The sequence below is a fragment of the Pseudorhodoplanes sp. genome, assembly GCF_059499825.1.
Map to the genome: position 1 here is coordinate 59463 of NZ_JCABZI010000001.1, position 22537 is coordinate 81999.

The 22537-nt window shown below is 65.1% G+C and carries 18 protein-coding genes and 1 pseudogene; 14 read left to right on the forward strand and 5 right to left on the reverse strand.

The annotated features are described in order from the left end of the window. Positions 1-225: 225 nt before the first annotated feature. Positions 226-1025, reverse strand: a pseudogene (locus AC5I5I_RS00295) (response regulator). Between the two features lie 170 nt (positions 1026-1195). On the opposite strand from AC5I5I_RS00295, the gene AC5I5I_RS00300 reads away from it, so the two are divergent. The 3 genes from AC5I5I_RS00300 (at position 1196) to AC5I5I_RS00310 (ending at position 2557) form a co-directional block, all read left to right on the forward strand. After that, the gene (locus tag AC5I5I_RS00300; RefSeq protein WP_495969805.1) at positions 1196-1375 is read left to right on the forward strand and encodes a NepR family anti-sigma factor; all 180 of its coding nucleotides are present in this window, start codon (positions 1196-1198) and stop codon (positions 1373-1375) included. Next, entirely contained in the window at positions 1372-1920 is a 549-nt protein-coding gene (locus AC5I5I_RS00305; RefSeq protein WP_495969132.1) for a sigma-70 family RNA polymerase sigma factor, read from the forward strand. Before AC5I5I_RS00300 ends, AC5I5I_RS00305 begins: the two co-directional genes overlap by 4 nt. Positions 1921-2035: 115 nt before the next feature. Beyond that, positions 2036-2557 carry a low affinity iron permease family protein gene (locus tag AC5I5I_RS00310; RefSeq protein WP_495969133.1) on the forward strand — a complete coding sequence of 174 codons (522 nt, stop codon included), beginning with the start codon at positions 2036-2038 and terminating at the stop codon, positions 2555-2557. Positions 2558-2578: 21 nt separating this feature from the next. Here the strand turns inward: AC5I5I_RS00310 and mutM are convergent, their stop codons facing one another. Together mutM and AC5I5I_RS00320 are read right to left on the reverse strand one after the other, a co-directional pair. Then, a complete protein-coding gene (gene mutM / locus AC5I5I_RS00315) occupies positions 2579-3460 on the reverse strand; it encodes a bifunctional DNA-formamidopyrimidine glycosylase/DNA-(apurinic or apyrimidinic site) lyase (RefSeq protein ID WP_495969134.1) in 882 nt (293 codons plus the stop codon). Between the two features lie 4 nt (positions 3461-3464). Next, positions 3465-3845, reverse strand: a complete 381-nt coding sequence (locus tag AC5I5I_RS00320) for a glyoxalase superfamily protein (protein WP_495969135.1) — start codon at positions 3843-3845, stop codon at positions 3465-3467. A 100-nt stretch (positions 3846-3945) separates the two neighbouring features. Between AC5I5I_RS00320 and ubiE the strand changes: the two genes are divergently transcribed. The 11 genes from ubiE (at position 3946) to trxA (ending at position 20693) form a co-directional block, all read left to right on the forward strand. Next, positions 3946-4710, forward strand: coding sequence for a bifunctional demethylmenaquinone methyltransferase/2-methoxy-6-polyprenyl-1,4-benzoquinol methylase UbiE (gene ubiE / locus AC5I5I_RS00325; RefSeq protein WP_495969137.1), 765 nt, complete (start codon positions 3946-3948; stop codon positions 4708-4710). Positions 4711-4738: 28 nt separating this feature from the next. Beyond that, entirely contained in the window at positions 4739-6310 is a 1572-nt protein-coding gene (ubiB, locus tag AC5I5I_RS00330) for a 2-polyprenylphenol 6-hydroxylase (protein ID WP_495969138.1), read from the forward strand. Positions 6311-6404: 94 nt separating this feature from the next. Then, positions 6405-7619 carry a bifunctional phosphopantothenoylcysteine decarboxylase/phosphopantothenate--cysteine ligase CoaBC gene (gene coaBC / locus AC5I5I_RS00335; RefSeq protein WP_495969139.1) on the forward strand — a complete coding sequence of 405 codons (1215 nt, stop codon included), beginning with the start codon at positions 6405-6407 and terminating at the stop codon, positions 7617-7619. Beyond that, complete coding sequence (dut, locus tag AC5I5I_RS00340; RefSeq protein ID WP_495969141.1) at positions 7616-8083, forward strand: dUTP diphosphatase; 468 nt, start codon at positions 7616-7618, stop codon at positions 8081-8083. The genes coaBC and dut overlap by 4 nt, the downstream gene beginning before the upstream one ends. A 78-nt stretch (positions 8084-8161) precedes the next feature. After that, positions 8162-8575 (forward strand): RrF2 family transcriptional regulator, encoded by a 414-nt coding sequence (locus AC5I5I_RS00345; protein WP_495969142.1) that lies wholly within the window; start codon positions 8162-8164, stop codon positions 8573-8575. Between the two features lie 173 nt (positions 8576-8748). Further along, positions 8749-11256, forward strand: coding sequence for an ATP-binding protein (locus tag AC5I5I_RS00350; RefSeq protein ID WP_495969143.1), 2508 nt, complete (start codon positions 8749-8751; stop codon positions 11254-11256). A gap of 33 nt (positions 11257-11289) precedes the next feature. Continuing rightward, complete coding sequence (tsaE, locus tag AC5I5I_RS00355) at positions 11290-12804, forward strand: tRNA (adenosine(37)-N6)-threonylcarbamoyltransferase complex ATPase subunit type 1 TsaE (RefSeq protein ID WP_495969144.1); 1515 nt, start codon at positions 11290-11292, stop codon at positions 12802-12804. Between the two features lie 42 nt (positions 12805-12846). Further along, complete coding sequence (locus AC5I5I_RS00360) at positions 12847-13572, forward strand: nucleotidyltransferase family protein (RefSeq protein WP_495969145.1); 726 nt, start codon at positions 12847-12849, stop codon at positions 13570-13572. A 56-nt stretch (positions 13573-13628) separates the two neighbouring features. Next, complete coding sequence (gene addB / locus AC5I5I_RS00365; RefSeq protein ID WP_495969146.1) at positions 13629-16733, forward strand: double-strand break repair protein AddB; 3105 nt, start codon at positions 13629-13631, stop codon at positions 16731-16733. Further along, positions 16730-20179, forward strand: a complete 3450-nt coding sequence (addA, locus tag AC5I5I_RS00370) for a double-strand break repair helicase AddA (RefSeq protein ID WP_495969147.1) — start codon at positions 16730-16732, stop codon at positions 20177-20179. Before addB ends, addA begins: the two co-directional genes overlap by 4 nt. Before the next feature lie 193 nt (positions 20180-20372). Further along, positions 20373-20693, forward strand: a complete 321-nt coding sequence (gene trxA, locus AC5I5I_RS00375; protein WP_495969148.1) for a thioredoxin — start codon at positions 20373-20375, stop codon at positions 20691-20693. Positions 20694-20773: 80 nt separating this feature from the next. Here the strand turns inward: trxA and AC5I5I_RS00380 are convergent, their stop codons facing one another. After that, on the reverse strand, positions 20774-21742 hold the full coding sequence (locus AC5I5I_RS00380; protein ID WP_495969150.1) for a Bug family tripartite tricarboxylate transporter substrate binding protein: 969 nt from the start codon (positions 21740-21742) through the stop codon (positions 20774-20776). Then, entirely contained in the window at positions 21739-22536 is a 798-nt protein-coding gene (locus AC5I5I_RS00385; RefSeq protein ID WP_495969151.1) for an alpha/beta fold hydrolase, read from the reverse strand. The genes AC5I5I_RS00380 and AC5I5I_RS00385 overlap by 4 nt, the downstream gene beginning before the upstream one ends. Position 22537 lies beyond the last annotated feature (1 nt).

Genomic DNA, 22537 nt, shown 5'->3' on the forward strand with positions numbered 1-22537 from the left:
ATTTTCTGCGGAACGATTTGCTTTCCGGCGTATTTACGGAGGTGCCGGCCGTCATCCCCTCCCCCTCGTGCTCGGTCGGCTCTGTTAAGGCGTGGCTTGCATTAGCGGCCACGCCTTTTTTCTTTTCGGGCCTCGGTTAGGAAAGCACGCGGAGATACGTTGGCTCCAAAAAACTACGGCCGGGACAGGTCCCGGCCGTTGGTATTTGATTAGCCGGCCGACGGATCAGCTGGCCCGGCGCTCGCGTCGCCGCGCGTTACGCTCAAAGAACAGAGCCTGGCTGATAACGGCCGAAACCGTCGCCGGCTGGAACGGCTTGGCAATCAGGAATGCCGGCTCCGGCCGTTCGCCGGTCAGGAAGCGCTCCGGATAGGCGGTGATGAAAATCACCGGCACTTCAAACGTGCGCAGCAATTCATTGACTGCATCGAGGCCGGACGAGCCATCGGCGAGCTGGATGTCGGCGAGGATCAGCCCCGGCCGCTTCGCCTTGGCCAGCGTGACAGCCTCCGCATGGGTGCGCGCCACGCCGAGGACGCGGTGACCCAGACTTTCGACCAGCCCTCGAGGTCCATGGCGATGAACGGCTCGTCCTCGATGATCATGACATCGGTGGCGATCTCCGCTGCCAGCTCGCGGCCCGATTCCTCCACCAGCTGGCGCAGCGTCGGGATATCCACGTCAAGGATGGACGCTGCATCGGCTTCGGAAAATCCTTCCAGGGCCACCAGCAGGAACGCTTGGCGGGGGCGCGGCGTAATCTGGCTCAGACGCTGCTCGGCTGGCAGGGCACCCCCCTCAGGGGCCGCCTTGGAATTCACCACCACCGAATTCCAGATCTTGCTGAACAGCTGATACAGCGCAACGCGAGGAGATGAGGAATTGTCCAGAACCGAGGTGTCCTCGATCAGGGCCTCCAGAGCGGCGGCCACATAGGCGTCGCCGGAGGATTGGCTGCCGGTCAACGCGCGCGCATAGCGGCGCAAAAACGGCAGATAAGGTGCAATAGCTTGCGAAGCGGACACGTAAATCCCTCCCGTTGGGCCTGAAGACGTCGCGGCCCAACGTCTCTTAGCAAAAAAAGTTCCCGGCCGCGGAACCTTCTTGCCAATAAAGCATTCTGGTTGGACTGGGGCCGGCGGTCAGGCCGGGCGAGGACGAAATGAGTACACGAAAATCAGGCACATCACCTTCCATGCAGCCGGATGCCATGAACCAGAAAAACGCCTCCGGTCTCAACCGGGAAATCCAGTCCAAGATCGGACAGCAGTTGCGGGCGATCTACGACGACGTCGTCCAGGAGGGCGTGCCGGATCGGTTCGCCGACCTCCTCAAGCAACTCGACAAGACCCCGACGGAAGGGAAATCCGAATGAGTGTCGATCCGGCTCTCCGAGATCAGATCCTTGCGGCCATCCCGAGCCTGCGCGCGTTCGCCATTTCGCTTTCTGGCAACGTGGATCGAGCCGACGATCTCGTACAAGAGACAATCCTTCGGGCGCTGGCGAATATCCAGTCGTTCCAGCCTGGGACCAACATGCCAGCGTGGCTGTTCACGATCCTGCGCAACCTGTTCCGGTCGGAATACCGGAAGCGGCGTCGCGAGGTCGAGGATGCCGACGGCAGCCTGGCGGAAACCCTCAAATCGCATCCCGACCAGCTCGGACGGGTCGAGTTCAACGAGTTCCGTGTGGCGCTTGCACAACTGCCGGCAGAACAGCGCGAGGCCCTGATCCTGGTGGGCGCGTCGGGCTTTTCCTACGAGGAGGCTGCCGATATCTGCGAATGCGCCGTAGGCACGATCAAGAGCCGCGTGAACCGCGCCCGCAGCCGGCTCGCCAAGCTGCTCGAGGTGGAGAGCATCGATGAATTCGGTCCGGACCACGCGACCCGGGCGGTCCTGATGCGCCACGAAAACTGATCGGATCGATGGCGACCAAGATAAAAACGCCGCGCCAACGCGCGGCGTTTTTGCTTTTACGCATATGGCTGTGACCTCCAGGTCCGGCCCGGCGGCCCGGCCTCGGAAAGAGTTCGTGTATCCGGCGGTTGAACAGTCCCGTGCCGGTCTTTCAGGGAGTGGGATAATGCCGATACAAGCATCACACCCCGTGGCATCCAGCACCCCACGCAAAGTCGAAGCTCGAGCCGACGATCACCAAGGAGTTTTCGCGCGAGCGGCGGTCACGATCGCCCATCTCGCCGGCAAGCCGGTCACGTTTCTGACGGCCGCTGGGCTTGTCGTGGTCTGGGCCGTCAGCGGTCCTTTGTTCGGATTCAGCGACACCTGGCAATTGGTGATCAACACCTCGACCACCATTATCACCTTCCTGATGGTTTTCCTGATCCAGAACACGCAGAACCGAGACACCTCGGCGATCCAGATCAAACTGGCCGAACTGATCCTGCGGCTGGATGGCACCGACAGCAAGCTCGCGACGGCGGAAGACCTGTCGGACGAAGAACTTGAACGGCTGCATCGTCAATACAAGGAACGGGCCGAGACGATGCATGAATCGCTCCAACGTCGCCGCGGAGGCGGTCCGAAGGCCGCCTGACCGGGGATTCAGCCTCCCGTTTCACTTCTGGCAAAGCGGACAATAGAAGGTCGAGCGGCCGCTCTGAACGATGCGCCGTATCGTGCCCGGGCAGCCGCGCGTCGGACACGGCTCGCCTTCGCGGTCGTAAACCCTGAATGAATGCTGGAAATAGCCAAGCTCGCCGGAGGTCTGCCGGTGATCGCGCAACGACGAGCCCCCGGCCGCAATCGCGTCACCCAGCACCGCACGAATGGCGTCGACCAGATCGACCGCGCGCCCGTTAGGCTCGCCTTTGCGGCTGGCGATGGTGGAGGCCTTGCGTTTCGGAGAGAGATGCGACCGGTGCAGAGCCTCGCAGACATAAATGTTGCCGAGACCGGCCACCACGCGCTGGTCGAGCAGCGCGGCCTTGAGGCTGGTTTTCTTGCCGGCGCAGGCCTGGGCCAGCACGGAGGCATCGAAGACATTGCCGAGCGGCTCCGGCCCGAGCGCGCGCAGGAGCGGCTCCTGCTCCAGCGCCTCGCGCGCAACGAGCTTCATGCAACCGAAGCGCCGTGGGTCGTTGAAGGTGGCGACGCCGCCATTCGACATGTGGAACACGATGTGATCATGCGCTGCCGCTTTCGAGCGCTCATGGTGGAAATCGCCCGGCGTTTTTTCCGCGCCAGCCAGCGCCACCCGGAACGAGCCGGACATGCCGAGATGCATGAGCAGCACGTCGCCCGACGACAGATCTGCCAGAATGTATTTCGCGCGCCGGCCGAGCCCGGTGACGGTCTGCCCTTCCAGCCGCTTGACGAAATCCACCGGCAGCGGCCAGCGCAGATCGCCCCGCCGGGCCTCGACCCGCTCGAACCGGGCGCCCTCCATCACCGGCTGCAAGCCGCGGCGGACGGTCTCGACCTCGGGAAGTTCCGGCATAAGCTCAGTCTTTCGCGGCGGGCATCTCGCCGAACCGGATACGGTTGCCGAACGGGTCGGTCACGGTCATCTCGGCCTCGGTCCAGTCTCGGCTCTCGACCCCCGGGCGCAGGTAGCCATAATTCCTTGCGCTGATCTCTGCATGATAGTCCCGCACCCCACGCATGCGCACATAGGCCGTAGACCCCGGACAGGCATCGCCGTGATGCTCGCTCAGGTGCAACACCACCGGCCCGCGCGACACCTGCATGTAAAGCGGCATGTCCGGTTCGAACCGGTGCTCCCAGTCCAGCCCGAATCCGAGGAAGTCGAGGTAGAACTCGCGGGCCTTCTCGACCGAAAACATTCGGAAAACCGGTATTGGCGGGGTGAAAGTCGGGGTCACGGGGGCTTCCGCAGGTCTCGTTAACGAGGGCTGAGCCGTTATGTAGCGCGCCCCGGCAGGCTGGGCTATCGTCCCGCCGCCTCAAGACAGCACGGTAATGATGACCGAGAATTCCACGAAAGAGACCGATTTCGGCTACCGGCGCGTTCCGCTCGAGGAGAAGCAGGGCCTGGTGGACGACGTATTCCACTCGGTGGCCCGCCGCTACGACCTGATGAACGACCTGATGTCGGCCGGGCTGCATCGAGCCTGGAAGAGCGCGCTGGTCACCGCCGTGAACCCGCCTAGGACCGACCGCGACTTCCGCCTGCTCGACGTCGCCGGCGGCACCGGCGATATCGCCTTCCGCGTGATCGAGGCCGGCGGCGCCGGCACCCATGCCACCATCCTCGACATCAACGGCGAGATGCTGGCAGTCGGGCGCGAACGCGCGGAGAAGCGCGGTCTCGACCACTCCGTGACCTTCATCGAGGCGAATGCGGAGGCATTGCCGCTGCCGGATGGCACCTTCGACGCATACACGATCGCGTTCGGAATCCGCAACGTCCCGCGTATCGACGCGGCCTTGCGCGAAGCCCATCGGGTGTTGCGGCCGGGCGGCCACTTCCTGTGTCTGGAATTTTCGTCGGTCGATGTGCCGGCGCTGGAAACGCTCTACGACTTTTACTCCTTCAACGTGATCCCTGCGCTCGGCCGGGCAGTCGCAGGCGACGCGGAATCCTATCGCTACCTCGTGGAATCGATCCGCAAATTCCCGAAGCCGCAGGCTTTCGCTGCAATGATGCGTGACGCGGGCTTCGCGCGGGTGTCGTTCACGCCGATGACCGGCGGCGTGGTCGCTCTGCATTCGGGCTGGCGGCTGTGACACGGGCCTGGCGCACGCGAACGCAAGCATGATTTCCGCTCTCACCAATTCGCTGCGGCTCATGCGCGCCGGCTATGTGTTCGCGCGCGAGGGCGCGTTCCGCGATCTGGATCCGGCGCTGGTGCCGGTGCCGGCGCGGCTCGGGCTGCGCTTAGCCAAGCTGATCGAGCGCCGCGGCAAGGATGGTCAGACCGGCCGCCTCGCCGCCGCACTGACGCAACTCGGCCCGACCTACGTGAAGCTTGGGCAGTTCCTTGCGACCCGGCCGGATGTCGTCGGCCCTGCCATCGCGCTTGAACTCGAAAGCCTGCAGGACCGCATGCCACCCTTTCCGCACGCGGAAGCGGTTGCGATCGTCGAACATGCGTTCGGGAAACCGATCGACAAAGCCTATGCGACCTTCGGGCCGCCGGTCGCGGCTGCCTCTATCGCGCAGGTGCATCGCGCTAGGATTGACAGTGCTGACGGCCCGCGCGAGGCCGCGGTCAAGGTGTTGCGGCCGGGCATTGAAAGGCGCTTTGCCATCGATCAGGATGCATTCGCTTTCGCCGCGCGCAATGCAGAAGAATACTCCGCCGAAGCACGCAGGCTCCGGCTGGTCGAGACGGTGGCGACCCTGCGCCGCTCGATCGCATTGGAAATGGACCTTCGGCTCGAGGCGGCCGCGCTCTCCGAAATGGCGGAGAACACCAAAAACGATCCAGGATTTCGTGTGCCGGCGATCGACTGGGATCGCACCACCAAGGACGTCCTGACGCTCGAATGGATCGACGGCACGCATCTGTCGAACCATGCCGTGCTCGAGGCGAAGGGCATCGATCTGAAAAACCTGGCGCGCGTCGTAACCCAGAGCTTTCTGCGTCACGCACTGCGCGACGGCTTCTTTCATGCCGACATGCATCAGGGCAATCTGTTCGTGGACGATACAGGCTGCCTGGTTGCGGTTGATTTCGGCATCATGGGCCGGCTGGGCCCGAAGGAACGCCGCTTCCTGGCCGAGATCCTTTACGGCTTCATCACGCGCAATTATCGCCGCACCGCCGAGGTGCATTTTGAAGCGGGCTATGTCCCCTCTCATCACTCGGTGGAGGACTTTGCCCAGGCGATCCGCGCCATCGGCGAACCAATCCATAATCGCGCCGCCGACGAAATCTCGATGGCGAAGCTGCTGACGCTGCTGTTCGAGGTCACCAGCCTGTTCGACATGCGGACTCGCCCGGAATTGCTGCTGCTGCAGAAGACCATGGTGGTGGTCGAAGGCGTTTCGCGATCGCTCGATCCGAAGCTCGACATGTGGTCGACCGCAGAGCCTGTGGTGCGCGAATGGATCGAGCGCAATCTCGGGCCGGCAGGCCGCATCGACGATGCCGGAAAAAGTCTGGCCGAGATTGGCCGTTTCGCCGGCCAGGTTCCGGAATTGCTGTCGCGCGGCACGGCGCTGATCCAGCAGCTCGACGCCGCCACCCGCAACGGCATCGTGCTGGCGCCGGAAACGGTCGCCGATATCGGCCGCGCCGAAGCCAGGCGCGGCCGAGCCACCGCAATCGCTTTGTGGGTGATCGCGGCACTGCTCGCCTATGTCGTCTTCCTGCTGAAATGACGGCTGCTGTCGTTAACCACGGATCGGGCGGGCAATGGCTGCATCTGGGCGGACTGCGCCGATCTGTGTTAACGATCACGCTGGATTCATGAGCATGACCGGCAAGCGCATTCTCCTCGTGATCGGCGGCGGCATCGCCGCTTACAAGTCGCTCGACCTGATCCGGCGGCTGCGCGAACGCGGCGCCATCGTCCGCTGCATCCTGACAAAAGCCGGACACGAATTCATCACGCCGTTATCGGTCGGCGCGCTTGCGGGAGAGCGAGCCTTTACCGACCTGTTCGATGCGCAGAGCGAGTTCGACGTCGGACATATCCGGCTCGCGCGCGACACCGATCTCGTGATCGTCGCGCCCGCCACCGCCGATCTGATCGCAAAGATGGCCGGCGGGCATGCCGGCGACCTCGCCTCGGCGGTGCTGCTCGCTACCAACAAGCCGGTGCTGATTGCGCCCGCGATGAACCCGATGATGTGGCAACATCCGGCAACCCGCCGCAACGTCACGCAACTCGTCGCCGATGGCGTGCACCTCATCGGACCGAATGCAGGTGAGATGGCCGAAAGCGGCGAGGCCGGGACCGGACGGATGGCGGAGCCGCTGGAGATCGCCGAGGCCGCGGCCCGCGTGCTGAGCGGGTCATCGGACCGGCCGCTTGCCGGCAAACGTATCCTCATCACCTCGGGGCCCACCCACGAGCCGATCGATCCGATCCGCTACATCGCGAACCGCTCGTCGGGAAAACAGGGCCACGCGATAGCAGCGGCCGCGGCAGCCGCAGGCGCGGAGGTCGTGCTGATTTCCGGCCCGGTGCATGTGCCGGACCCACACGGCGTCACGCCGATCCGGGTTACTACTGCGCGCGAGATGCTCGAAGCGGTGACCGCAAGCCTCCCGGCCGATGTTGCGATCTTTGCCGCCGCCGTCGCCGACTGGGGTGTCGCGGCGCCCGAACAGCAGAAGATCAAGAAGACCGCATCCGGCGCGCCGTCTTTCGCCCTGACTGAAAATCCGGACATCCTGGCGACGGTGGCAAAACTGAAGGCAGGCCGGCCACCGCTTGTGGTCGGCTTCGCAGCCGAGACCGAAAAGGTCATCGACCACGCCAAGGCCAAGCTGAAACGCAAGGGCTGCGACTGGATCGTCGCCAACGACGTATCCCCGGCGTCCGGGGTCATGGGCGGCGACCGCAACACCGTCCATCTCGTCAGCGCGCAGGGTGTCGAATCCTGGCCGTCGCAGTCCAAGGATGAGGTCGCACGCCAGTTGGTCGCGCGCATCGCCACAACACTCGACAAACCTCACAAGTGACGCACGTGGACATACAGATCCTGCAGCTCCCGCACGGGGCTGGACTGCCTTTGCCCGCCTATCAGACCGCGGCGGCCGCCGGGCTCGACCTGATCGCAGCCGTCCCGGATGGACAACCCATGACGATCGCGCCGGGCGCCTACGCGATGATCCCCACCGGGATTGCGCTTGCCCTGCCGCCGGGCATTGAGGGACAGGTTCGCCCGCGATCGGGGCTCGCCGCCAAACATGGCGTGACCGTGCTCAATTCACCCGGAACCATCGATGCCGATTATCGGGGCGAAGTGAATGTTCTGCTCGTCAATCACGGCAAGGCGCCGTTCCTAGTTGAACGTGGAATGCGAATCGCCCAGCTTGTTATCGCTTCGGTTGCATTAGCGTCTGTGCATATAGTCGAAAAGCTGTCCGAAACGGACCGTGGAAGCGGCGGTTTCGGTTCGACGGGAACAAAAAGTGTCGATTAGCGATACAGAGGGCTAGACACATTCCCTTAATTTACTACCGTTATGTTTCATAACCACACAAACGGTGAGTATTTTGGAATGCCGTTGATGTCCCGAAAAGGCATCTTGGCCATAGCAGCGGTCATTGATGTTGCGATTAATTCGCAAATGCGTCCGGTCTCGGCCAAGGCTCTCGCATCGCGGCATGGACTGCCGCCACGCCACCTCGAACCAGTGCTTCAGGCTCTGGTCCACGAGGGAATCCTGCGTGGTGTGCGGGGCCCGCGCGGCGGATACGAACTGGGCCGCGATACCGAGCACATCACCGCGAACGAGATTTTGCGGGCCGCGCGGACGGTCGAAGATCCGGTGACGTCCCAACTCCCTGGATCCGACCTGGTCGGTGACGTGGTGCTGCCCGCTCTTGCCCAGGCCGAGCGTGCATTTGCGTCGGCGCTGTCGACCATTCAGCTGGATGAATTGGTCAAGCGGGCGGAAAAGTCCGTTTCATAACCGCCCGCCCTCCCGTTCACGGTCTGGACTCTTACCGCACGACTCACCTTGAGGGTAAAGTCGAATGATTCGGTTCGCAGCCGCGGACCGCTCGTTAGCGTCCATGGCAATACGGTTTCGCACCGGGCATGTGCCCGGGGCGCATCCGTATTGGGGGCAATGGGTATGCGCGAATGATTCGGTCGACTGGCGGCGGCCGCAGCGTCGATCCGCTGCGATGCGGATGCCTTACCGCGCTGGGCGCGCTGTGGCCGGCTTCTGCAAAGGCAGTTTCTCCGCTTCAGACCGGAACGCCCGTCGACGCCTATCTCAGCGCGTTTGCCAGTCTCGAGCGCCACGAACTCGCGGCGCTCGCGCTCACGCTCGGCGTTGTCTTGTTTGCGGTGGTCACCGCGATCATGCTCGTCAGGACGCGCCAGCGCGCTGCGGCGAACGAAACCGAGGCCCGGCGCGAGATCAATGCGCTGACCGCCGAGGTCGACCGGGTCAATGCGCTTCTGCTGTCGGAGCCGCAGATCGTGGTGGCCTGGGCCGCCGGCTGCGACAACCCGGACATCGTCGGCGACGTGACCATCGTCACGCAGGCCACCATGCCGCAGCGGGTTCTGGCCTTCGGCGCGTGGCTTCCCGCGGATCAGGCGCAAATGATCCAGGCATCGGTCGATACGCTGCGCGCCAATGGCGAAGCTTTCGCCATGACGCTGGCGACACTGGGCGGCAAGTCCATCGAAGCGGAAGGCCGCGCCATCGGCGGACGCGCCGTCATGCGGCTTCGCGACGTCAGCGGCATCAAGGGCGAACTGGTCGCCCTCGCCACGCGCCATGACCGGCTGGTCGGGGACATGATGGCGTTGCGCACGCTGATCGATGCGCTGCCATTCCCGGTCTGGGCCCGCGACCTGGAGGGGCGGCTGGATTTCGTGAACGCCGCTTATGCGAGCGCGGTCGAAGCCCGGGACCCGACGGAAGCGGTCGAACGCAATCTCGAATTGCTCGACAAGTCCGCCCGCGACGATGCCGCGCGCATGCGCGGGGACGGCACACCCTATCGCGGGCGGGTCCCGGCGGTGATCGCAGGTGCGCGGCGCATGTTCGACGTCATCGAGGTGCCGACGCCCGCCGGCAGCGCTGCAGCCGGCGTCGACGCGACCGAAGCCGAGAACATTCGCGCCGAGATGATGCGCATGGTCGACGCGCATCGCCGAACGCTGGACCAGCTTGCCACTGGCGTCGCGATCTTCGGTGCCGACCACACCCTTCGCTTCTACAACGAGGCCTATCGCGCGCTCTGGGACCTGGACGCGTCCTATCTGGATCACGGGCCGACCGATTCAGGGATCCTCGACCGGTTGCGGGCGGGCCGCAAACTGCCGGAGCAGCAGGATTTCCGTACCTGGAAGAACCAGTTGCACGAGGCCTACCGCAATCTGGAATCGCGCGAAGACCTCTGGCACCTGCCGGCCGGGCGCACGCTGCGCGTGGTGACGACGCCAAATACCGAAGGCGGCGTGACCTATCTGTTCGACGACGTGACCGAACGGCTGGACCTCGAACGCCGCTACGACGCTCTGATCCGGGTGCAGGGCGAAACGCTCGACAATCTCGCAGAGGCGGTCGCCGTGTTTGCCAGCGACGGAAGACTGCGGCTGCACAATCCGGCGTTCCAGCAATTGTGGAAACTGCCGGAAGAAGCGCTCGCCGAACGGCCGCATATCGAAGCGGTCATCGCCTGGTGCGCGCCGCTTCAGCCGGAGGATCAGACCCTGCGCGCGTTGCGCAGCGCCGTCACCGCAATCGGCCAGCGCGATCCGGTCAAGGGACGACTCGAGCGCCGCGACGGCAGCGTGGTCGACCTTGCCACCTTGCCGCTACCGGACGGCGCGACGCTGGTCACCTTCCAGGACGTGACCGACACGGTGAATGTCGAGCGCGCACTGCGCGAGCGAAATGAAGCATTGGAGACCGCAGACCAAATCAAGATCGATTTCCTGCACCACGTGTCCTACGAATTGCGCTCCCCGCTCACCAACATCATCGGCTTCGCGCATTTCCTCGGCGACCCGTCGACCGGGCCGCTCTCCGACCGCCAGTCGGAATATCTCGGCTACATCACGGTCTCGACCAACGCGCTGCTCGCTTTGATCAACGATATCCTGGACTTGGCGACCATTGACGCCGGCGCCATGACCCTCAATCTCGGGCCGGTGGATATCCGCAAGACCATGGAGGCCGCGGCCGAAGGCATCCGCGACCGCCTGGTCAAGGACAATATCGCGCTCAACATCGAAACCGAGCCCGCGACGATCGGTCTGTTTCCGGCCGACGAGCGCCGTGTTCGGCAGGTGCTCTTCAATCTTCTGTCCAATGCTGTGGGCTTCTCACCCAAGGGAAGCACCGTCACCCTGCGGGCCGAACGCCACGACGACTCGATCGCCTTCTCGGTCACCGACCAGGGCCCCGGCATTCCGCCCGAAATGACCCCGCGCGTGTTCGAGCGGTTCGAGAGCCATTCGCTGGGGTCGCAGCATCGCGGCGCCGGCCTCGGCCTGTCGATCGTCCGCTCCTTCGTGCAGCTGCATGGCGGCAGTGTGGACATCGCCTCCACCGTCGGGCAAGGAACCACCGTGACCTGCACCTTCCCGACCAAACCCGTGGCTCAGCCGCAGATCACGGCAGCCTGAGCCCACGCGCCTTAGCCCATGGCCTCCGGTCAGATGAGTTTCACGATCGCGCTGGAAGACGAGCAGGCGACCCGGCGCTTCGCCGTCGATATCGCGAACGCTCTGGAACCCGGCGATGTCATCACACTCTCGGGCGATCTCGGCGCCGGCAAGACCGCATTCGCGCGCGCACTGATCCGCTATCTTGCCAACGATCCGGGTATCGCGGTGCCGAGCCCGACCTTCACGCTGATGCAGGTCTATGAGCTGCCGCGTTTCACGCTGGCGCATGCCGATCTCTACCGGCTGACCAGCCCGGACGAATTGTCCGAGCTCGGCCTGGACGACATCGCGGCCACCGGCATCGTGCTGATGGAATGGCCCGATCGTGCCGGCGGCCGGCTGCCGCCCGACCGCATCGATGTCGCGCTCAGCCTCGCACCGGCGAAAGGCAACGACTACCGCGATGTCCACGTCACCGGTCACGGCAAGCTTGCGCAGCGGGTCGCCCGCATGGCGGCGTTGCGCAGCTTTCTGCACAAAAGCGGGTATGCCCTGGCCGAGCGGCAACGCATGCAGGGCGACGCCTCCAGCCGGGTCTACGAGCGCGTCATCCGCGACAGCACGCCGGCGATCCTGATGAATGCACCGCGCCGGCCGGATGGGCCGCCGGTGCGTGACGGCAAGCCTTACAGCGCGATCGCCCATCTCGCTGAGGACGTGCGTCCGTTCGTTGCGATGGCGGATGGGCTACGCGCGCTCGGCTTCTCCGCGCCGGAGATTTACGCCGCCGATCTCGACCATGGCTTTCTGCTGCTGGAGGATTTCGGCACCGAGCCATTCGTCGCCGGTTCACCGCTGGCGCCGATCGGGCCACGCTACGGCGAGGCTGTCGATCTGCTGGCCGCACTTCATGCGCGGCAGGTCGACGCCATGCTGCCGCTGCCGGACGGCACGATTTACGCCATTCCGGCCTATGACAAGGCCGCCTTCCTGATCGAGGCCGAACTCCTGCTCGACTGGTACATTCCGCATCGCGGACTTGCGGTCGATGAAGCCCGGCGAGAGCAGTTCCGCCAATTGTGGCTGGCCGCACTCAAGCCGGCGCTGGCCGGGCAACAGACATGGGTGTTGCGCGATTTCCATTCGCCGAACCTGATCTGGTTGCCGGACCGGGACGGATACCACCGCGTCGGCCTGCTCGATTTCCAGGATACCGTGATCGGACCGACCGGATACGACGTCGCCTCGCTGCTGCAGGATGCCCGCGTCGATGTCCCGGACCCGCTGGAGCGCGACCTGTTCGACCGCTATGCCCGCAGGCGGGCCGAAACCGATACCAGTTTCGATCGTGAGGAATTCGCGGCGCTCTATGCCGTCATGGCGGCTCAGCGCGCGACCAAGATCCTGGGTATCTTCGCCAGGCTGGATCGCCGGGACGGCAAGCCGCAATATCTCCGTCATATGCCCCGCGTATGGCGCAGCCTGCAGCGGTCGCTCGCCCACCCGGCGCTCGCCGAACTCTCTGCATGGTACAAGGACAACGTGCCCGCCTTCGATGGGCTGTGATAGACGAGCCGCCTCGACAGCGGCGCAAGAGGATTGATTCGCATGGCGCAAGGCGTTCCGCAGACGGCGATGGTGCTCGCGGCCGGATTCGGGGAGCGGATGCGCCCGCTGACCAATACGCTGCCGAAGCCGCTGGTGCAGGTGTCGGGCCGAGCACTACTGGACCATGTGCTGGACAAGCTGGCGCAGGCTGGCGTCGGCAAGGCCGTGATCAACGTCCATTACCTCGCCGACAAGATCGAGAGCCATGTGGCCGGCCGCAAGTCGCCCCATATCGTGATTTCGGACGAGCGCGAGAAGCTGCTCGATACCGGCGGCGGAGTGGTCAAGGCCTTGCCGCTGCTCGGCAGCGAGCCGTTCCTGCTGATCAATTCCGACAGCATCTGGCTGGACGGTACGCGCGGCAACCTGCAGCGGCTCGCCGCCGCTTTCGATCCGGCGAAGATGGACGCGCTGCTGCTGCTCGCGCCTTCGGCCACCAGCATCGGTTATGCAGGGCGTGGCGATTTCTCGATGGCCCCGGATGGACGGCTGCAGCCCCGGGCGGAGCGCGAGGTGACGCCGTTCGTCTATGCCGGCGCCGCGATCTTCTCGCCTGCCCTGTTCGATGACGCGCCGCAGGGTCCGTTTTCGCTGAACCGGCTGTTCGTCAAGGCGGCGGAAGCGGAGCGGCTGTTCGGGCTGCGCCTCGACGGCATCTGGATGCATGTCGGTACGCCGGACGCGATCAAAGAGGCCGAGCGCGCGATCCTGCAAAGCGCGGCGTAGCCGCAGCAATTTGGCGCCGCGCATACCGGCCCATTTTGCGCTATGACTTTGCCGGCATGTCGACCCGCACGCCCCGCCTGTTCACGATTCCTGCATCGGTACCGTTCCTGCCGGCGCTGATTGACGCCCTGCTCGCCGGACGGCTGGTGCACGGCTTTCCCGCGTCGCGCGATCCGATGGAACTGGCGCAGGCCACGCTCTATCTGCCGACGCGGCGCGCCTGCCGGCTGGCGCAGTCGGTGTTCCTGGCCGCACTCGGCGGCGATGCGGCGATCCTGCCGCGGCTGGTGCCGGTCGGAGATATCGACGAGGACGAGATCGTCTTTGCGGAATTCGCGGGCGGGCCGCTGGCGGCGGAACGCCTGTCGCTGAAGCGCGCGATGGAGCCGTTCGAGCGCAAGGCGGCGCTGACGCAATTGATCCTGGCCTGGGCCGCGCAACAAAAGCGCACCGGCGAGGTGTCGCTGATCGCCAATTCTCCGGCATCCGCCTTCGCCATGGCCGGCGAACTGGCGCGGCTGCAGGACGACATGATCACGCGCGGCATCGACTGGTCGGCACTCGATACGCTGGTGCCGGAGGACATGGATCAGCATTTCCGGGCCACGCTCGAATTCCTCAAGATCGTGCGCGACCATTGGCCGGCGCTGCTTGACGAACAGCAATTGATGGATGCCGCGACGCGGCGTGATGCGCTGATCGAAGCAGAGACCGCGCGGCTCAAGCGCAACGGCACCGGCCCGGTGATCGCAGCGGGTTCGACCGCGTCAATGCCCTCGACCGCAAAGCTGCTCGCGGCCATCGCCAGCCTGCCGAACGGTGCCGTGGTGCTCCCGGGCCTCGACACCGACCTCGACGACGAGGCCTGGGAGTCGATCGGCGGCGTTGCGGGCACCAACCCCTCGCCCGGTCATCCGCAATTCGCGATGCAAGGCTTCCTGCGCGGACTTGGCGCGAAGCGCGATCAGGTCGAGATCCTCCAATCCCCAGCCGGCCATGGCCGCGAGCGGTTCGCGTCGGAGGCGATGCGGCCGGCCGAGGCGACCGACCGCTGGCGCGACACCCTGAAAGACGAGGCGTTCGCATCCTTGAAGGAATCCAGCCTTGCCAATCTGTCGCTGATCGAAGCTGCCACCACCGAAGACGAGGCAGTTGCGGTGGCGCTGGTTCTGCGGGAAGCCGTGACAGACGACGCAGACGGCACCGCTGCGCTGATCACGCCTGATCGCGCATTGGCGCGCCGCGTGGTCGCGGCGCTGGAACGCTGGCGAGTTCCAGTCGACGATTCCGGCGGCGATCCGTTGTCCGAGACGGCGGCCGGAGTCTTCGCGCGGCTGGCAGCAGAGACCGCGCTCGATGGCTGCGAGCCGGTGACCCTGCTTGCGCTGCTCAAGCATCCGCTCTGCCGCCTCGGCGGATCCGAATCCGCCCATCGCCAGGCGATCGCGCTGCTCGAACGCGCGATCCTGCGCGGGCCGCGCCCTCGCGCCGGCACCGATGGGCTCGAACACGCGTTGCAGAGCCTGCGCGCGGAACGCGAGAGCTTGCACGGCAGCGATCCACGGCGCTGGCTCACCGATGGCGAGCTCGATCGCGCGGCCGAGCTGGTCGCGAAACTCAAGCCGGCGCTCGCGCCGCTGGCCGAAGCAAAGGCGGCTCCGTTGCGCGAGTTGGCGATCTGCCATCATCGCGTGATCGCAATGCTATCGCTCGACCACCAGAACGAGTCGGCCGCGTTCGCGGGCCGCGAGGGTGCAGCCCTGCGCGATAGCTTCCAGGCCATCGCCGACAGCGGACAGGCCGCCGCCTTTGCCGTGGCACCGCACGACTATGCCGACCTGTTTCATGCCATCGCCTCCGAGCGGGTGGTGCGCAGACCCGGCGCGCCCGCCGCCCGCGTTCGCATCTATGGTCCGCTGGAAGCGCGATTGCAGCAGGCGGATCGCGTCGTTCTTGCGGGACTGGTCGAAGGCGTGTGGCCGCCGGAGCCGCGCAACGATCCGTGGCTCAACCGGCCGATGCGCCAGCAACTCGGGCTCGATCTGCCGGAGCGGCGGATCGGCCTGTCGGCGCATGACTTCGTGCAGGCCTTCGGCGCACCCGACGTGATCCTGTCGCATGCGTCAAAGCGCGAAGGCTCGCCGACCGTGGTGTCGCGCTTCGTGCAGCGGCTGGCCGCGGTTGCCGGCGTCGAGGCATGGGCAGAGGTGAAGGAGCGCGGCCGCCATTATCTCGATTGGGCGCGCGCGCTCGACCGCCCGGCCGAGGTGAAGGCGGCGCAACGGCCGGAGCCGAGACCGCCGGTCGCGATGCGGCCGAAGCGATTGCCGGTCACCGATATCGAGCATTGGCTGCGCGATCCCTACACCATCTACGCCAAGCATATTCTGAAGCTGCGGGCGCTCGATCCGGTCGACACCCCGCCCGGCGCGCGCGACCGCGGCACCGTCATTCACGAGGCGATCGGCGACTTCACCGCGAAATTCGCCGATGGTTTGCCCGCCGACCCGCTGGGCGAATTAATGGCGCTGGGTCGCGAAGCGTTCGAGCCGCTCAATGATTATCCGGAGGCGAAAGCGTTCTGGTGGCCGCGCTTCGACCGGATTGCCCGCTGGTTCATCGACTGGGAGCGCGAACGGCGGCTCAATGTGAAGGCGGTTTACGCCGAGGTGCAGGGTAAATTGCAGGTGACGGCGGATTTCATGCTCACCGCGCGCGCCGACCGGATCGAACAGCGCAGCGACGGCAGCTTTGCCGTGCTGGACTACAAGACCGGCCGGCCGCCGTCGAAAAAGGAAGTGCAGGTGGGATTCGCGCCGCAGCTGACGCTGCAGGCGACCATTCTGCGTCATGGCGAATTTGAAAACGTGCCGAAAGGCGGCTCGGTGTCCGAGCTGATGTATCTGCGTCTCAATGGCGGCGATCCCGGCGGCGAGAAAGCGCCGCGTGATTTCGAGAGTCTCAGCATCGACGGCGCCGCCGATCGCGCTCGGGAAAAGCTTCACGAGCTGGTGGTGAAATTTGCGTCCGAGAGCGAGCCCTATGTCTCGTTCTGGCGGCCGATGTGGGTCGGGCGCACCTATGGCGATTACGATCATCTCGCACGCGTACGCGAATGGTCGGCGACCGGCGGCGAAGTCGATCCGGATATTCCGGCATGAGTCCAGGTACCACCAGCAGACGCGAGCTCCCCGAGCGCGTGCTGAAGCCGCAATACCAGGCCTCCGACCCGATGGTGTCGGCCTGGGCGTCGGCCAATGCCGGCTCCGGCAAGACCCATGTGCTGACCCAGCGCGTGATCAAGCTGCTGCTGCGCGGCGAGGATCCGGCGAAGATTCTTTGCATCACCTTCACCAAGGCCGCGGCCGCGACCATGGCGACGCGCGTGTTCAATACGCTCTCGGCATGGACCGCGCTCGACGATGCCGATCTCGACCAGGCGATCCGCGACATCGGCATTGCGCCTGACGAAAAGTTGCGGACGCGCGCGCGGCGGCTGTTCGCACTGGCGCTGGAGACGCCGGGCGGGCTTAAGGTCCAGACCATCCACGCCTTCTGCACCAGCCTGCTGCATCAGTTTCCGTTCGAGGCCGATGCCGGCGCGGGCTTCGAGGTGCTGGACGACGCCACCCAGTCGCAGATGCTGGAGACGCTCACGCTCGACGTGATGCTCGAAGGCGCGGCGCAGCCCGGTTCGGCGATCGGGCGCGCTCTGGCCGACGCAATCAAGGCGGCGGCCGACCAGACCTTTCGTGAACTGATCACCGAGGCGGTCGGCCAGCGAGATACCATCGAGGCATGGATCGCGCGCACCGAGACGGTGGATGCAGCGATTGCAGAATTGTCGGCGGCGCTGGGTGTTGGCGCCGAGGAGAGTGCGGAGGCGATCGAGAACCTCGTACTGGCGGAGGCGGCATTCGCCACCGATTGTTGGCGCGAACTATCCACGACCCTGACGGCCGGCGGGAAAAGCTATGTCGAACGCGCCAGCGCACTTGCCTCGGCCTTGAACGCATCGCGAGCAGCACAGATTGACGCCTATGTGCAGATCTTCTGCACCGGCAAGCTAGAACCGCGCAAAAACCTCGTAAGCAAGGCGTTGCGCAGCCACGATCCGGTATGCGCAGCGCAGCTCGAGCGCGAGCAGGAACGAATCTATACCCTTCTCAATACCCTGCGCAGCGTCGAATGCCGCGACCGCACCCGCGCGCTGGTCACCGTCGCGCATGAGGTGATCGTGCGTTACCGGCGGGAAAAGGCGCGGCGCGGCCTGCTCGACTATGACGACCTGATCGACCGCACGCTGGCGCTGTTCGAGCGCACGTCCGCGGCCTGGGTGCTGTACAAGCTCGATCTCGGCATCAACCATCTGCTGCTCGACGAGGCGCAGGACACCAGCCCGAAGCAATGGGCGATCGTCCGCAAGCTGGTATCGGAATTCACCGCCGGCGCCGGCGCGCGCAGCACCAGGCGCACGATGTTTGCGGTCGGCGACGACAAGCAATCGATCTTTTCGTTTCAGGGCGCCGCGCCAGAAAAATTCGGCGAGATGCGCAAGGCCTTCCAGCAGGATTTCGAGGCCGCACAACTCGAATGGCGCAACGTCAAGCTTTTGACCTCGTTTCGCTCCGGCGAGATCGTGCTGCAGGCGGTGGATATCGTATTCTCCCGACAGGAGGCCCATAAGGGCCTGTCCTCTGACAATGCCGGCACCGCCCACGAATCCTTGCCGAGCAAGCTGCCCGGCCATGTCGACATCTGGCCGCTGGTCCTGCCCAATGAAAAGGCCGACATCGAAGGCTGGGATGCGCCATTCGACCAGACCAGCGAGCAGAGCCAGCAAGTCCGGCTGGCGAAAAAAATCGCCGCGCATGTTGCGCTCTGGCAGGGCAAGGGCACCAGGCCGGGCGATGTGCTCATCCTGGTGCGGCAGCGCGGGCCGCTGTTCGAGGCGATCATCCGCCAGCTCAAGGCCGCCGGCATCCAGGTCGCCGGCGCCGACCGCATGGTGCTGCTCGACCACATCGCGGTGATGGATTTGATCGCGCTCGCCGATGCGCTGCTGCTTCCCGAGGACGACCTCGCGCTGGCCTCGGTGCTGAAGAGCCCGCTGTTCGGACTGAGCGAGGACGACCTGTTCACGATCGCGCATGATCGCGGCCGGAAATCGCTGCGCGCTGCCTTGCTCCGCAAGGCGAATGATTTTCCCGACGCCGCCGCGCGGCTGACTCACCTCACCGATGCGGCCTTGCGCGACAGTCCGTTTACGTTCTATGCGCGCCTGCTTGGTGCGGGTGGCGCACGAAAGCGCATCCTCGCCCGGCTCGGTCCGGAAGCGAATGACGCGCTCGATGAGTTTCTCAATCTTGCGCTGGCCTATGAGCGGCGCGAGACGCCATCGCTGCAGGGCTTCGTTGCATGGCTGCGTGCGGCCAATGCCGAAGTGAAGCGCGACATGGAAATCTCCCGCAACGAGGTGCGGGTGATGACCGTGCACGGTGCGAAGGGACTGGAAGCGCACACCGTGATCCTCGCCGATACGACGACGCGGCCGGAGGGTTACCGGCCGCCCAGGCTCCTCGACGTCACGCTCGCAAGCGGCAAGGGTCTGGTCTGGGCGAAGTCCCAGGACACCGATCCGCCGATCGTTGCGATCGCGCGAGAGGCGGCAAAGGAAGCAAGCATCGCGGAATACAAGCGCCTCCTCTACGTCGCGATGACGCGTGCCGAACAGCGGCTGGTGATCTGTGGAACGGCATCGACTGTGAAGAAGGACGGGACGCCGGGCGTTCCCGACCAATGCTGGTACCGGCTCATCGAAGGCGCACTCGTGCAGGCCGAGGATGCACGCACGATCGAAATGCCATCGGAAGACGGCGAGGGACCGATCTGGCGGTTGCGCAAGGACGTGTTCGACTTCCCGGCACCTGCCGAGGCGTCGGCCCCGCCGCGGGCGGAACATCCCCTGCCCGGCTGGATCGACAAGCCGGTTCCGGCAGAATCTCCGCGCGCCATCGCACGGGCCCCCTCCGACGCGGACGAGGCCGAATGGACGCGCGGGACGAGCGAGCTCGATCGCGCCCAGGCGCTGGAGCGCGGATCGCTGCTGCATAGGCTGATCCAGTCGCTGCCCGACCTGCCGCCTGCGCAGCGCGCAGCGGCGGCGGGTGACTATCTTCGCCGCAACAAAGTCCGGCTGTCTGAGGACGATTGCGCGCTGATCGCGCAACAGGCGCTGGCCATTCTTGACGACCCGGGCTTCGCCGCACTGTTCGCTCCCGGCAGCCGCGCCGAGGTTCCTGTCGTTGGCATGCTGCCACGGGATGGACGTCCGCCCTATTCCGTCACCGGCCAGATCGACCGGCTTGTGGTGACGGACGGCGAAGTGCTGATCGCCGATTACAAGACCAACCGGCCGGCGCCGATTGCACTCGCCGACGTCCCGCGCGCCTATCGCCAGCAGCTCGCGCTCTACCGGGCGCTGCTGCAGCGGATTTATCCAGGCCGGGCCGTGCGTGCGGCACTGGTCTGGACCGACAACGCCACCCTGATGGAGCTTCCCCAGGAGGCGCTGGATGCGGAAATGGCGGACCTGACGGGGGCCTGACCAACACTGGGACGATGCCGTATGCAAGGCTTCCGCGCGCGACGCCGGCCAGACCTGGCAACCTCCGCTGGCGCAATACCGGGTCCCGTTTTTGCCGGATCACGCTCGCCTGAGGCGGGGTTGACCCCGGCTGGGGCGGTTCTTAGGTTCGAAGGCGAAGTTCAAGCCATCCCACGATTCGAAAGGTTATGACATGGCCGTTGGAAAGGTATCGGACGCGGATTTCGAGACCGAAGTCTTGAAGGCCAGCGGCCCTGTGGTGGTCGATTTCTGGGCCGAATGGTGCGGCCCCTGCCGCATGATCGCGCCCGCGCTCGACGAGATCCAGACCGCGCTCGGCGAGAAGGTCAAGATCGTGAAGCTCAATGTCGACGAGAATCCGGGCGTGGCGTCGAAATACGGCATCATGTCGATCCCTACCCTGATGATTTTCAAGAACGGCGAACTCGCCTCGCGCCAGGTCGGCGCGGCGCCCAAGGCGAAACTCGAACAGTGGATCAACGCCGCGGTCTGATCGGGAAAATCGTTTGTCTCTTTCGAACGGCCGGCCGCGAGGCCGGCCGTTCGCGTTTCATGATCGCCAAATTTGCCGGTTCACTGCGGCTTGATGCCGAGCGTCTTGATGATGTCGCCCCACCGCTTGGTTTCGGCGTCCGTGAACGCTGCGAGTTCCTGCGGCGTCGATGTCTTCACGACAAAGCCCAGCGCCTCGAACTTGTCTTTGAACGCCGGTGAGTTGACGATCTTGACCAGTTCGCTGCTGAGCCGGTCGATCACCGGCTGTGGCGTCCCGGCCTTGGTGTAGAGGGCGCTCCAGATTGAGCTGTTGAGCCCCGGATAGCCGAGTTCCGCTGCGGTCGGCACGTCCGGAATCTGCTTCAAACGCGTCTCGTTGAGCACGGCCACTGCACGCAATTTGCCGGCCTGCAGAAAGCTCAGCACGTCGGAGATCGACGGAAACATCACGTCGAGCTGACCGGCCAGCATGTCGTTCAGCGCCGGTCCCTGCCCGCGATAGGGCACATGCACCATCTGCGTACCGGTGGCGTTCTTGAACAATTCGCCGCCCAGATGCGTCGGCGAGCCGGTGCCGGACGATCCGAAATTGGCCTTGTCCCCTGCCGCCTTGAGCTGCGCGACGACGTCCTTGAACGGCGCATCCTTCATCTTCAGGCCGGGCACCACGACCTGCGGATAGATCGTGACCAGGGTCAGTGGCGCGAAGTCCTTCACAGGGTCGTACGGCAGCTTGTCGTAAAGCGAGACGTTGCTCGCATGCGTGCCCGTCGTTGCCATGAACAGGGTATAGCCGTCCGGCTGCGAGCGCGCAGCTTCCGACGCACCGATATTGCCGCCGGCACCCGGCTTGTTCTCGATCACGACCGGCTGTCCGAGGGCCTTCGACAATTCGTCGGCAATCACACGCGTCTGCGTATCGGCACTCCCGCCGGCCGGGAACGGCACGACGACGCGAAGCGGCCGTGTCGGCCAGTCCTGTGCCAGTGCAATGGTGGAGGACGCGGCCAGGAGCACGGCGGCAAGACAGGTCTGGACAACTCTCATGACTTTGCAACTCCGTTGAAAAACTCGATGGCGATGGCGTTGAACTGATCCGGCTCGGTGCGCGAGAAAGCGTGCCCGCCGCGCTTCACGAACAGCGTCCGCGCGTGCGGCATATGCCGCGCAAACTCCTCGGAAAAATAGCGCGGCGTCAGGATGTCGTCGTCCGCGCACAGGATCATGGTTGGAATGATGATGCGTCCCAGCTCCGCGCGCCGGTCGAAGGCCAGGATCGCGTTGAGCCGGCTCGTCTGTATCGCGGGCTCGCCGAGCTGGGCCGCGGCCTGGGCCTCCGCCTGTCGCAACGCCTCGTCATTGGCGTTGATCCAGTAAGACGGATACAGCAGCAGCGAGGTGTATTTCCCGTACGCTTCCGCACCCAGTCCGGCATGAATGATACTGCGCAAGCCCAGAATGCGATGGCGGTACGGATCGCCGTGCGTGGTGCTGGCATAGATCATCAACGAGCGCAGCCGGCCCGGATAATCGAGCGCGGTGGCGACCCCGATCGCACCGCCGGTCGAATGACCGAGGAAATGTGCCGATTCAAGCCCCGCGGCATCCATGACGGCGATGACGTCGGCCGACAATTGCTCGATCGACGCGACCTCGATGCGGGACGACTTCCCGGTGCCGCGCTGGTCGAACAGATAGAGCGTGAAATGACGCTCAAGCGCGGCGCGGTTCGCCTGCCAATAGCCGAGCACGCCACCAAGACCCGAGGCGAGGATCAGCGGCGGACCGTCTCCTGATTTTTCCCAGTACAGATCTGCGCCGTCACGCTGCGCGAACGGCATT

What these genes read in the sequence shown, in the direction of transcription:
- coaBC (WP_495969139.1), top strand. Translation starts at nt 6,405, where the DNA reads ATGACCGGCAAGCGCATTCTCCTCGTGATCGGCGGCGGCATCGCCGCT.
- trxA (WP_495969148.1), top strand. Translation starts at nt 20,373, where the DNA reads ATGGCCGTTGGAAAGGTATCGGACGCGGATTTCGAGACCGAAGTCTTG.
- addB (WP_495969146.1), top strand. Translation starts at nt 13,629, where the DNA reads ATGTCGACCCGCACGCCCCGCCTGTTCACGATTCCTGCATCGGTACCG.
- AC5I5I_RS00360 (WP_495969145.1), top strand. Translation starts at nt 12,847, where the DNA reads ATGGCGCAAGGCGTTCCGCAGACGGCGATGGTGCTCGCGGCCGGATTC.
- AC5I5I_RS00350 (WP_495969143.1), top strand. Translation starts at nt 8,749, where the DNA reads ATGATTCGGTCGACTGGCGGCGGCCGCAGCGTCGATCCGCTGCGATGC.
- AC5I5I_RS00300 (WP_495969805.1), top strand. Translation starts at nt 1,196, where the DNA reads ATGCAGCCGGATGCCATGAACCAGAAAAACGCCTCCGGTCTCAACCGG.
- mutM (WP_495969134.1), bottom strand. Translation starts at nt 3,460, where the DNA reads ATGCCGGAACTTCCCGAGGTCGAGACCGTCCGCCGCGGCTTGCAGCCG.
- ubiE (WP_495969137.1), top strand. Translation starts at nt 3,946, where the DNA reads ATGACCGAGAATTCCACGAAAGAGACCGATTTCGGCTACCGGCGCGTT.
- AC5I5I_RS00385 (WP_495969151.1), bottom strand. Translation starts at nt 22,536, where the DNA reads ATGCCGTTCGCGCAGCGTGACGGCGCAGATCTGTACTGGGAAAAATCA.
- tsaE (WP_495969144.1), top strand. Translation starts at nt 11,290, where the DNA reads ATGAGTTTCACGATCGCGCTGGAAGACGAGCAGGCGACCCGGCGCTTC.
- AC5I5I_RS00380 (WP_495969150.1), bottom strand. Translation starts at nt 21,742, where the DNA reads ATGAGAGTTGTCCAGACCTGTCTTGCCGCCGTGCTCCTGGCCGCGTCC.
- AC5I5I_RS00305 (WP_495969132.1), top strand. Translation starts at nt 1,372, where the DNA reads ATGAGTGTCGATCCGGCTCTCCGAGATCAGATCCTTGCGGCCATCCCG.
- AC5I5I_RS00345 (WP_495969142.1), top strand. Translation starts at nt 8,162, where the DNA reads ATGCCGTTGATGTCCCGAAAAGGCATCTTGGCCATAGCAGCGGTCATT.
- ubiB (WP_495969138.1), top strand. Translation starts at nt 4,739, where the DNA reads ATGATTTCCGCTCTCACCAATTCGCTGCGGCTCATGCGCGCCGGCTAT.
- addA (WP_495969147.1), top strand. Translation starts at nt 16,730, where the DNA reads ATGAGTCCAGGTACCACCAGCAGACGCGAGCTCCCCGAGCGCGTGCTG.